This window comes from Asticcacaulis sp., assembly GCF_020217185.1.
Classification (GTDB): domain Bacteria; phylum Pseudomonadota; class Alphaproteobacteria; order Caulobacterales; family Caulobacteraceae; genus Asticcacaulis.
Genome location: NZ_JAIWNX010000025.1, coordinates 1 through 10,000, shown reverse-complemented (window position 1 = coordinate 10,000; position 10,000 = coordinate 1). Strand labels below are relative to the sequence as shown.

Here is a 10,000-nt window from a genome sequence, read left to right as displayed (position 1 = left end):
TGGCCGATCCTTTCCTGGAGACGCAACTGATGCCTCATCTGCTGGAACAGGCCGCCGGGGTGGTGGGGCAAAAGCTGACCCTGCGCCGTCACGAAGGCTATGACCACAGCTACTATTTCATCGCCAGCTTCATCGACGACCACCTCGACTTTCACGCCCGGCGGCTTAAGGCGTAACCCGTTTCATGTGTGAGCGATTGCGCGTGATCCAGGTTTCCGTGGCATCGTCGGTAAAATCTATTTCTTTCAGCGTCGTATAGGCATTGTCCTTATACGTCATCGTAACGCGGATACGCGCCGGACGGTCATCATCCGTGGCGGTGCTGTCGAAATAGAGGGTCCAGTTTTCCGCCGTCGCCCCTTTGGCGAGGCTCACCGTTTCGCGGTCTTCCGAGGCCGGTTTACCTTTGCGGAAGCTGGCGCTGGCCAGCGTCCTGCCATCCGGTTCAAAGGCGGAGAGGCCATAGATATAGACAATGCCGGTCTTGGGTCCGTCATCATAGCGTGAGGTTTCCAGAACCGTCGTTTTGTCCTCAAGCATCTTTACCGTGCGGCTGACGGGCAGAGCGAACCATTTATCGCTCTGATAATCACGGTATTCCAGCGCCCCGGTCCACTCGCCTTCAAGACTGAGCAGGGCCTGTTGCGGGGTGAGGTCGGCGGCGTGGGCCGCTGAGGCCAGACATAAAAGAAGGCCGGAGCCCAGCGCAGCATTGCGTTTCATCGGGGGTTTCCTGTGAAGTATAAAGGGTACGCTCAAGCCACGCTTACGGATCGAATAACGAAACTGTTAAGGTATAATCGGCAAAGCGCACGCCTAAAATATTGCGCCCGCTCAGTTTAGTGACTAGCATAAGCCGTGGAGCCGCAGGATGGCTTCGTTCCGGATCTTCCCCCCAATGTTACTGCTTGCCTGTGCCGTCGTCCTCCTTCTGGTGGTGCTGAACGGCATATTTGCCATGTCCGAACTGGCCGTGGTGTCGTCTCGCCGTGCCAAGCTGCAAAGCCGTGCCGACAAAGGGGACAAGGGGGCGCAACAGGCGCTGAAGCTGTCGCAGGACCCGACGCGGTTCCTGTCGGCGGTGCAGGTGGGGATTACGCTGATCGGTATTCTGGCCGGTGCCTATGGTCAGGCCACGATCGCCAGTGAGCTGGATCACCTGCTGGAACATAACTTCCCGGCGCTGGCGGCCTATAGCGAGGCGCTGGCCACCGGTATCGTCGTCGTGCTGCTCACCTATCTGTCGCTGATCGTCGGCGAACTGGTGCCCAAGCGCGTGGCGCTGATCTTCCCGGAAACCATTGCCGGTTTCGTGTCGCGCCCGCTGTCATTTTTGGCCATGGCCATGGGGCCGTTTGTGACCTTGCTGACCGGTTCGACCACGCTGGTCCTGCGCCTTCTTGGCATTCGCGACGAAAAGGGCGAGACCATCACGCAGGAAGAGGTGGAAACCGCCCTGGCCGAAGGCATGGGCGCGGGCCTGATCGAGCCAGCGGAACAGGCCATGATGACCGAAGTGATGCGCCTGGGCGACCGGCCGGCGCGCGTGGCCATGACGCCGCGCCCCGAAGTGTACTGGATTTCCATTGATGACGAAGAGAAGGTCATCCGCAACGACATCCGTGCTTGTCCCTATTCGCGTATTGTTGTGGTGCGCGGGCAGGACATGGAAAACCCCATCGGCATCCTGCACAAGCGCGACGTCGCCGACACGCTCCTGAGCGGTGAGCCGCTCGACCTGCAAAAGCTGATCGCTGAGCCGATCTATATCCCCGATACCACCTCGCTCCTTCAGGCGCTCGACATGTTCAAGGCGTCGAAGCTGCATATCGCCTTTGTCGTCAATGAGTTCGGCACCATCGAAGGCGTGCTGACCCCGACCGACCTGCTGGAAATGATCGCCGGTGACTTCAATGAGGAGCACGACGACGAGCAGCCGATGATCCTGCATCGTGAGGACGGCTCGTGTCTGGTCGATGGGCGCGCCGACCTGTTCGAGCTGTCGGAAGCGCTGGATGAGGCCTATGAGCCCGGCACCGGTTATCACACGGCGGCGGGTCTGGTCCTGCACCGTCTGGGCCGCTTCCCCAAGGAGGGCGAAATCCTGACCCTGGGTCATCACCGCGTCGAGGTGATCGACATGGACGAACGCCGCATCGACAAGCTGCTGTTCACGCCCCTCCGCAAGCCTGAAAAGGACGAGGCAGACGAGGAGTAGGCCGGGTTCGGCACGGCAGCGGCTTGACTCTGCGCGCCGATGACGCCATAAGCGCCGCTTCTCCTGCTTACCATCGGTAGGCGGGCTATTACGGGTTGATCCTGAACCGCCGTTGAAATCGCTGTCTCGCACTCTCGCGGGACGCCGGACAGGGTTATATAAAGGTAAGACTATGTCGAAGCGCCACAGCGCCAAGTACAAGCTCGACCGCGCCATGGGTGAAAACCTGTGGGGCCGTCCCAAGTCCCCCGTCAACAAGCGCTCCTACGGCCCCGGCCAGCACGGTCAGCGTCGCAAGTCCAAGGTTTCGGACTTCGGCCTGCAACTGCGCGCCAAGCAAAAGCTGAAGGGCTACTACGGCAACATCACCGAGAAGCAATTCTCGAAGATCTACGAAGAGGCCGATCGCCGCAAGGGCAACACCTCCGAGAACCTGATCGCGCTGCTGGAGTCGCGTCTGGACGCCATCGTCTATCGCTGCAAGTTCGTGCCGACCGTGTGGGCGGCCCGTCAGTTCGTCAACCACGGCCACGTGCTGGTCAACGGCAAGAAGGTGAACATCGCCTCTTACCGCGTGAAGGTCGGCGACGTGATCGAGGTCCGCGAGCGTTCGCGCAACATGGCTCTGGTGCTCGAAGCCCTGCAATCGCCTGAGCGCGACGTGCCGGACTATATCGAACTGGACGCCAAGGCGATGAAGGCCACCTATCTGCGCCTGCCGGAACTGTCGGAAGTTCCGTATCCGGTCAAGATGGAGCCGAACCTGATCGTCGAATACTACTCGTCCTAAGCGCGTCCTGACGGGCTGCAAATGCCCGTCTTTTTGCGCGCCCTTGCTCATGTACTCTCGTACACATCGCTTCGGGTGCTCAAAAGCCAGACATTTTCGCCGCGTCATTACGGCTTAGAGCCTCATGCCGAAAAGTGGACACCACTTTTCGGAAAAACATGAGGCGTTAGAAATAATTAGAGCTATTCGGCGGCTCATCTGAGCCGACGAATGCTCTAGTAGAGATCAGACGTACAAAACCCTGGAAGGTTCGCCTTCCGGGGTTTTTTGTTATTGGCTTTGGTTTCACACAATTTTTGGCAAAACCTGCGTATCATCTGACCGCATCGCCAACAAAAACGCCCTGACCAAACAGGGCAGGGCGTGTGTCAGGCGTATGAAAGAAAAAGCGAAATCAGGCCTCGATCACGCCTTTTTCGGCCAGAAGCGTTTTCAGTTCGCCGTTCTGGAACAGTTCGCGCACGATGTCGGCGCCACCGATGAACTCTTCCTTCACATAGAGCTGCGGGATGGTCGGCCAGTCGGAATAGACCTTGATGCCTTCGCGCAGATCGTTGTCCTGCAGGACGTCCACCCCGGCAAACTCGACGCCCAGATGGTCCAGAACCTGCACCACCAGCGAAGAGAAGCCACAGCGCGGCTGATCCGGCGTGCCCTTCATGAACAGGACGACGGGGTTGCTCTTGATGGTGCCATCAATGAACTGATGCACTTCGGTATGGATATCGGCGCTCACGGCGGGCACTCCGGAAAAAGGTTTTATGGGACGGATATAGGCACAGAGCGCCACAAAATCCAGTGGATCAGGCCTGTTTCTTGCGCGCGTTCGCCAGCTCATCGGCCTGAGCCGAAAAGCGCGCCATCTCGATCTGCGCCGGCACCGAGGTCGGCATGGCGCGTTCGACCACGGCGACCAGTGAGTCCAGGTGCTCCGGGTCGTCGGCGTTGACAAAAAGCGTCGAAAGATTGGGCTGGGTCAGGGCGTAGGACAGGCACAGTTCTTCGGCGGTCCAGTCGGGTGTCTGATGCAGGAAGGCGTAAGTGCCGCGTCCGGCCAAAGGGTCGATGGATTGGCCACCGAACAGGCCGAGCCAACCCTTTTTCGGCACAACGGCTTCGGGTTTACGGTACTGCGCCGGGAAGAAGTCGTGCCCGAAAACGGCCATGCCCTGTGCCAACGCGTAGTCGAGCAGATGGCGCTTGTTCCACGAGGTGTCGATGTCGAAAACGGTCTTGAGGATGTTGAAACGCCCGTCATCCACCGCGACCTTGATCAGGTCGTCATTGGCCGTCGCCCCGGTAAATTTCAGCATCCCCGCCTCACGCAGGGCGGTGATAAAGGTCCAGCTACGGTCGGGAATACGATCAAAGCCGTTGGCATGGAACACGAGCAGGTCGATCCATTGCAGGCCCGACGATTTGATGACGCCGCGCAGGCGCTCGCGCAGGGGCTCAAGCCGGTATTCGTCGGCGGGATCGCTGCTCCCTTCTTCTTCGGCACTCAGCGAAATGAACAGGACGCGGCGATCGACAACCGCAAAGGTTTCGGTCGCCGCCGCCAGCAGGTCCGGATGGGCCGAGGTCAGGTGAAACGTATTGATGCCGTTTTCAAGCGCGGTGTTCAGCAGCCGCGTCGCGGCATTACGGCTGCGACCGAGCTTTGCCCACGAGACATTGAGTCCCAGGGCGGAAAGGGCCTGACCGGAATGTCCGAACGGGCGATAGCGCATGGCGGGCGAGCCTCAGGGGACGCGGGTTTCGAGGGCCAGAGCGTGCAACGGCCCGCTCATCAGATCGGACAGCGCCGCATAGACCTTCTGGTGCTGACGCACGCGCGGCATCCCGGCAAACCCGGCGTCGGTAATATAGGCTTTGTAGTGATCGCCGTCCCCGGCCAGATCTTCGACGACAATCTCGGCATCGGGAAAGGCGGCCTTCAGGCGGGCTTCGAGGTCGGATTGCGCAATGGGCATGGGGAGGGCCTTGTGAACGACTCGATTAACAAACACAATGGGCTTGGAACTATCACAAAATGGGTTAACAAGTGGCAATCGTCCGCCTTTGCGGGCATGGCTTTACCCTATTTACGGACCGCCGCATGACCAATCTGACGGATATCCGCAACCCCAAGCCTAAGCCGTGGGTGCGCTGGGTGCAGGTGCTGGCCTTTGTGGTGCCGCTGGTCATTGCCGGGCTGTGGATGTGGCAGGAGAATGAGCGCTGGCGCGGCGTCAAAATCTACAAGACGGCTTTTGATTACGAACTGGCCTACGCCGAGATCGGTGTACTGAAGTCGCAGGTCTATGTGGCGCAGGCCTATGATAACGGCTTTCAGGTCGAGAAAGACCCGGCCAAGGCTGTGGAATGGTACAAAAAGGCGGCGGCCCAGAGCCATGCCGAGGCGCAGTATCAGTTAGGGCGCCACTATCTCAGCGGCGAGGGAATCGTAAAAGACGAGAAGGAGGCCTTTGTCTGGGTGCAGCGCTCGGCCTTCAAGGACTATCCGCAAGGCTTGCTGCTGACGGGGCAGATGCTGTGCGAGGGGCGGGGTGTCGAGGCCAACTGTACGCGGGGGATCGACCTGATCCGCAAGGCCGCCGAAGCTGGCTTGCCCGAAGCACAGAGCGAATGGGCGCGGCGGCTGGAGGCAGGCGAGGGCGTGACCAAGGACCTGACCGAGGCCTATGTTTTCTATGCACTGGCGCACGAAGGGCGCACCTGGCAACAAAACCCGCCACCGGTATCCGCTGATCTGCAACGGCTGACGCCGTTGATGACCAAGGCTCAGCGTGCCGAGGCGGAAAAGCGCTTTACCGAACGCCGCCCGGAGCGGGTGCGACCGGGGCAAAATCAGGTGACATTTTAAGAAGTTCCCTCCCTCAACATCAAGGGAGGGGCCTTTACGACCCCATAAATTCCGGCAGCCAGCGCTCATTGGCGGTTTGCAGCTCAGCGAGGCTTAGCGACATCGCACCGGTCAGGCTGAGGTCAGAGCCGCCCGCCACGCCGATGGTCAGGGCCGGAACGCCGGCTTCGGCGGCCTTGGCCAGCACCAGATGCGCCGACGCTTCGTCCACCGCGATCAGGTAGCGCGCCTGATCTTCGGCAAAGGCGAAGACGTGGTCTTCGAGATCGGTCGGGTTTTTCAGCTCGATACCGACGCCCGATGCCGACGCCATGTCGAAAGCCGCGGGCAGCAGGCCGCCGTCCGACAGGTCGTGCACAGCCTTGGCGGTTTTGGAGCGGATCAGGTCGCGCACAAAGTCGCCATTGCGCTTTTCGACGCTCAGATCGACCTTCGGCGGCGCCCCGGCTTCGATGCCGTGCACTTCGCGCAGGTAGAGAGACGAGCCCAGTTCGCCGACGGTTTCCCCGACGAGGACCAGCACCTGACCGGCCTTCAGCGTATCAAAACCGACGCGCTGATCGTAGTCGGTCAGCAGGCCCACCGCGCCCACGGTCGGGGTCGGGGGGATGGCAACGCCATTGGTCTCGTTATACAGCGACACATTCCCCGACACGACGGGGAAGTTCAGTTCGCGGCAGGCTTCGGCCATGCCGTCGATGGCGCGCACGATCTGCCCCATGATCTTGGGGCGTTCCGGATTGCCGAAGTTCAGATTGTCGGTGATGGCAATAGGATCGGCCCCTACGGCGGTCAGGTTGCGCCAGGCTTCGGCCACGGCCTGCTTGCCGCCCTCATAGGGGTTGGCCTTGACGTAGCGCGGCGTGCAGTCCGAGGTGACGGCCAGCGCCTTCTTGGTGCCATGGACGCGGACCATGCCGGCGTCCGAACCGGTCGCTGAGTCGGCCAGAGTGTCGGCCATGACGTGGCGGTCGTACTGTTCCCACAGCCAGCGCTTGGAGGCCATGTCCGGCGAGGCCAGAATCGTCAGCAGGGCATCACCGACCGGGGCCGAGGGCACTGAGGCGAGCGGCGCTTCCATATCCGGTTCGACCCACGGGCGATCGTACAGCGGTGCGTCGTCGCTCAGCGGGCCCAGCGGCAGGTCGCAGACGACCTCGCCCTTGTGCTTCAGAACGATATGGCCCGAGGTGTTGGTTTCGCCGATGACGGCGGCATCGAGGCCCCACTTTTCGAAGATGCGGTAGCCGTCGTTTTCGCGTCCCGGCTTGAGGATGGCCAGCATCCGCTCCTGAGACTCCGACAGCATCATCTCATAGGCCGACATATTTTCTTCGCGCTGCGGCACCTTGTCGAGGTCGAGCGTGATGCCAAGCCCGCCCTTACCGGCCATTTCAACCGACGAGGAGGTGAGACCGGCGGCGCCCATGTCCTGAATGGCGGCAACGGCACCCGACGCCATCAGCTCCAGCGTCGCTTCGATCAGCAGCTTTTCGGCGAAGGGGTCGCCCACCTGAACCGTCGGGCGCTTCTCTTCGGAGTCTTCGGAAAATTCAGCCGAGGACATGGTCGCGCCGTGGATGCCGTCGCGGCCCGTCTTTGACCCGAAATAGACGACCGGCAGGCCGGGTTCCGGCGCGGCGGAATAGAAGATCTTGTCGGCATCGGCCAGGCCCACGCACATGGCGTTGACAAGGCAGTTGCCGTTATAGCCCGCGTGGAAGTTGGTTTCCCCCGCCACGGTCGGCACGCCGACGCAGTTGCCGTAACCGCCGATACCCGCGACGACGCCTTCGACGATGCGTTTGGTTTTGGGGTGAGACGGCTCACCGAAGCGCAGGGCGTTGAGCAGCGCCACCGGGCGCGCGCCCATGGTGAAAACGTCGCGCATGATGCCGCCGACGCCCGTTGCCGCGCCCTGATAGGGTTCGATATAGGAGGGGTGGTTGTGGCTTTCCATCTTGAAGATGCAGGCCTGACCGTCGCCAATGTCGATGACCCCGGCGTTTTCGCCCGGCCCGCAGATGACGCGCTCACCCGTCACCGGGAATTTGCGCAGGTGCATCCGCGAGGATTTGTACGAGCAGTGCTCCGACCACATCACCGAGAAGACGCCCAGCTCGACGTAGTTGGGTTCGCGCCCCAGCCGGTCGAGGATGACCTGATATTCGTCGGGCTTCAGTCCGAACTCCGACGCATAGTCGGCCATGGACTTCTGGGTTTGGGCGGGGGCGGAGGATGTCGTGCTCATGGGCGCGCGTTTAGCGGATTCAGTGCGCCCTGTCAGCTATTATTGGTAGGCTCACTCGTAAATGAACGGAAATTTGGGGCGGTCGTCTTTCATGCACGCGGCGTCCACCGCAGGATCGGCGGTTTGCAGGAACTGCGCCATCATTTTTTGCGCGCAGGCGCTGCCCTGAATCGTGTGCATCCGGTTGACGAAGGTATAGTTGCGCCCGTGGCTGAGGCGCTTGACGGCCTCATCCGACAGTTCCGCCGGACAGCCGGCGTCGATATCCGCCGACAGCATCAGGGTCGGGATATCGCTGCTCAGGGGCTGGTTTTCCACCGCCTCGGCGCGGCCTGTAGCAAAGGCCGGGCAGACCTCAAAGAAGCGGCGCGCATCGCGGGCGACCGACAGGGCGATCGGGTCGTTGCGGTCGGTGGCCTCAAGCGCCGCCGGGTCTTCGAAAGCAAATTCCTCACGGCACAGGGTGGTGAAGAACTGGCCTTCGGTATAGCCCGCCTGTACCTTTTTGAAGGCGTCCAACGCGGCAAAATCGCCCTTCAGCAGGCGATCCATGGTCAGGGGCAGGCTTCGCGCGCCGTGATCGCTGTAGAGTTCATCGAGCAGGAAGGCCCCGACTTCGTCCGCCGTATAGGTCTGGCCCTTGTGGGTGAGCGGCGCGTCCAGCCACTGTTTCAGGCGGGCATCGAAGCGCGCCTCCAGATCGGGGAAGCGCTGACGGCAGGTGGCATCGGCGCGGCAATAGGCCAGCACCTGACGCACCTCACGCGATACCAGACCGGGCAGGGGGGCGGTGGCATTGGCCTCCGGTGGCCAGGTAGAACTGAGGATAACGCTGCGCAGGCCTTCGGGGTCGTGCTGCATGACGGCCATGGCCACGCGCGTGCCGTAGGAGCCACCGAACAGGTTATAGGTGGTGATGTGCAGGGCCTGACGCAGGTCGCGGATATCCTGAGCGATGACGGCGGAATGATATTGCGACGTGTCCACGCCTTTGGCGCGCCAGTGCAGGGCGCACGCCTTCAGCACCTCTACGCCCGCCGCGCTGGTCACACCCGCGTCGGACAGGGGGGCTTCGCCGCAATCGAGCGAGGGGGTCGATTGCCCGGTGCCGCGATGATCGAACAGGATCAGGTCGCGGTCGAGCGCGGTCTTGTCACCCTTAGCGATATAGGGCGCAGCCGCGACAATATCGCCGCCGGGGCCGCCGTGCAGATAGATCAGCGGATCGGGCTTTTTGTCAGGCGTGGCGGCACGCGCAATGACGACGGGAAAGCTGATGCGGCGGCCATTGCCGCTGCCGCGTGTTTCCTCAACCACCATATCGCCGCATTCAATGGGGCGGGTTGTGACGATGGTCTTGTAGGCGGCGGGGCAGGCTTTCGCGTGATAGCCCAGTGGCAGGGTGGTGGTCACAGGCGTGTCGGGGAAGGGACTGGCCGCGGCGCACCCCGCCGTCAAAGCCACAATCGCAGAGACCCAAAACCCATTACGGATACGCATAAAAAACCCCTTACCTGTCCGGCCAGACGGACAGGTAAGGGGTTGCATTTGCAACCGTTTGTGTCAATCGGCCTTTGCGTCAGGCGGCCTGAAGCACGCGCATCAGGCTGTGGAACAGCGGCGCGCCGTCGGCCGAACCCAGCGCCGGTTCAAAGGCGCGGTCCGGGTGCGGCATCATGCCCAGCACATTGCCTTCGGCATTCATGATGCCGGCGATGTTGTTGACCGAGCCATTGGGGTTTTCGACGTAACGGAACACGACCTGATGATTGTCTTCGATGGCTTTCAGGGTTTCGGCATCGGCGAAGAAGTTGCCGTCGCCATTGCCCTGCGTCATCCACACGCTCGCCTTGTCGCCATAGGCCGAGGTAAAGC

General features: G+C 61.6%; 10 protein-coding genes and 1 pseudogene. 4 read left to right on the top strand and 7 right to left on the bottom strand.

Annotation, left to right across the window (positions count from 1 at the left end):
• Positions 1-176 (top strand): annotated as a pseudogene (locus tag LDL37_RS01230) (S-formylglutathione hydrolase); the annotation flags it as partial.
• On the opposite strand, the gene LDL37_RS01225 reads toward LDL37_RS01230, so the two are convergent.
• Complete coding sequence (locus tag LDL37_RS01225; protein WP_290793173.1) at positions 166-723, bottom strand: hypothetical protein; 558 nt, start codon at positions 721-723, stop codon at positions 166-168. The pseudogene LDL37_RS01230 and the gene LDL37_RS01225 overlap by 11 nt on opposite strands.
• Positions 724-898: 175 nt before the next feature.
• Here LDL37_RS01225 and LDL37_RS01220 point away from each other — a divergent pair, with 175 nt between their 5' ends.
• Both LDL37_RS01220 and rpsD read left to right on the top strand, forming a co-directional pair.
• Positions 899-2,218, top strand: a complete 1,320-nt coding sequence (locus tag LDL37_RS01220; protein ID WP_290793170.1) for a hemolysin family protein — start codon at positions 899-901, stop codon at positions 2,216-2,218.
• Between the two features lie 172 nt (positions 2,219-2,390).
• Complete coding sequence (gene rpsD / locus LDL37_RS01215; protein ID WP_013480534.1) at positions 2,391-3,008, top strand: 30S ribosomal protein S4; 618 nt, start codon at positions 2,391-2,393, stop codon at positions 3,006-3,008.
• A gap of 394 nt (positions 3,009-3,402) precedes the next feature.
• Here rpsD and grxD read toward each other — a convergent pair whose 3' ends face one another.
• The 3 genes from grxD to LDL37_RS01200 form a co-directional block, all read right to left on the bottom strand.
• Positions 3,403-3,744: a Grx4 family monothiol glutaredoxin gene (gene grxD, locus LDL37_RS01210; RefSeq protein ID WP_290793167.1), complete on the bottom strand. Its 342-nt coding sequence runs from the start codon at positions 3,742-3,744 to the stop codon at positions 3,403-3,405.
• A gap of 67 nt (positions 3,745-3,811) precedes the next feature.
• A complete protein-coding gene (locus LDL37_RS01205) occupies positions 3,812-4,738 on the bottom strand; it encodes an aldo/keto reductase (RefSeq protein ID WP_290793163.1) in 927 nt (308 codons plus the stop codon).
• 12 nt (positions 4,739-4,750) lie between these two features.
• Entirely contained in the window at positions 4,751-4,981 is a 231-nt protein-coding gene (locus LDL37_RS01200; RefSeq protein WP_290793160.1) for a BolA family transcriptional regulator, read from the bottom strand.
• 125 nt (positions 4,982-5,106) lie between these two features.
• Here LDL37_RS01200 and LDL37_RS01195 point away from each other — a divergent pair, with 125 nt between their 5' ends.
• A complete protein-coding gene (locus tag LDL37_RS01195; RefSeq protein ID WP_290793157.1) occupies positions 5,107-5,874 on the top strand; it encodes a tetratricopeptide repeat protein in 768 nt (255 codons plus the stop codon).
• Between the two features lie 34 nt (positions 5,875-5,908).
• Here the strand turns inward: LDL37_RS01195 and purL are convergent, their stop codons facing one another.
• The 3 genes from purL to LDL37_RS01180 all read right to left on the bottom strand — a co-directional run.
• Positions 5,909-8,125, bottom strand: a complete 2,217-nt coding sequence (purL, locus tag LDL37_RS01190; protein ID WP_290793154.1) for a phosphoribosylformylglycinamidine synthase subunit PurL — start codon at positions 8,123-8,125, stop codon at positions 5,909-5,911.
• A gap of 51 nt (positions 8,126-8,176) precedes the next feature.
• Positions 8,177-9,625, bottom strand: coding sequence for an alpha/beta fold hydrolase (locus tag LDL37_RS01185; RefSeq protein ID WP_290793151.1), 1,449 nt, complete (start codon positions 9,623-9,625; stop codon positions 8,177-8,179).
• 79 nt (positions 9,626-9,704) lie between these two features.
• Positions 9,705-10,000 (bottom strand): phosphoribosylformylglycinamidine synthase subunit PurQ (locus LDL37_RS01180; protein WP_290793148.1); only part of this gene is annotated, 296 nt, incomplete at its 5' end.

What these genes read in the sequence shown, in the direction of transcription:
- LDL37_RS01205 (WP_290793163.1), bottom strand. Translation starts at nt 4,738, where the DNA reads ATGCGCTATCGCCCGTTCGGACATTCCGGTCAGGCCCTTTCCGCCCTG.
- LDL37_RS01225 (WP_290793173.1), bottom strand. Translation starts at nt 723, where the DNA reads ATGAAACGCAATGCTGCGCTGGGCTCCGGCCTTCTTTTATGTCTGGCC.
- LDL37_RS01200 (WP_290793160.1), bottom strand. Translation starts at nt 4,981, where the DNA reads ATGCCCATTGCGCAATCCGACCTCGAAGCCCGCCTGAAGGCCGCCTTT.
- rpsD (WP_013480534.1), top strand. Translation starts at nt 2,391, where the DNA reads ATGTCGAAGCGCCACAGCGCCAAGTACAAGCTCGACCGCGCCATGGGT.
- LDL37_RS01185 (WP_290793151.1), bottom strand. Translation starts at nt 9,625, where the DNA reads ATGCGTATCCGTAATGGGTTTTGGGTCTCTGCGATTGTGGCTTTGACG.
- LDL37_RS01220 (WP_290793170.1), top strand. Translation starts at nt 899, where the DNA reads ATGTTACTGCTTGCCTGTGCCGTCGTCCTCCTTCTGGTGGTGCTGAAC.
- LDL37_RS01195 (WP_290793157.1), top strand. Translation starts at nt 5,107, where the DNA reads ATGACCAATCTGACGGATATCCGCAACCCCAAGCCTAAGCCGTGGGTG.
- purL (WP_290793154.1), bottom strand. Translation starts at nt 8,125, where the DNA reads ATGAGCACGACATCCTCCGCCCCCGCCCAAACCCAGAAGTCCATGGCC.